We start from the raw sequence: 303 nt of genomic DNA on the forward strand, positions 1-303 counted from the left end.
AAAATGACGGCACAAAAGTCAGCGCAATAGTCATCACAGAGAATAGTCGTAATAGAGAGATGTAATAATGGAATCCTATTTAACTCTAATTTTATTTGGTGGCTTTTTAACGCTGTTAATTCTGGGCGCACCAATCACAGTATCACTGGCTGGCGCTTCGATGGCGGCCTATATGCTGCTCGACAAAAATCCCATCGCTTTAGTACAAATCGCGTTTACCTCGGTGGGTAACTTCCCGCTAATGGCCCTGCCAGCCTTTGTTCTTGCGGGTGCATTAATGGAGGCGGCGGGTATCTCCAAACG

General features: G+C 46.2%; 1 protein-coding gene. It reads left to right on the forward strand.

The window, feature by feature from the left end; translation table 11 throughout:
• Positions 1 to 67 precede the first annotated feature (67 nt).
• Positions 68 to 303, forward strand: a 236-nt coding sequence (locus AB4512_RS13925) for a TRAP transporter large permease subunit (protein ID WP_372175063.1), incomplete at its 3' end; no start/stop codon positions are given.

Source organism: Vibrio sp. 10N.222.52.B7, from assembly GCF_041474275.1.
In the GTDB taxonomy this organism is placed as follows: Bacteria; Pseudomonadota; Gammaproteobacteria; order Enterobacterales; family Vibrionaceae; genus Vibrio; species Vibrio crassostreae_C.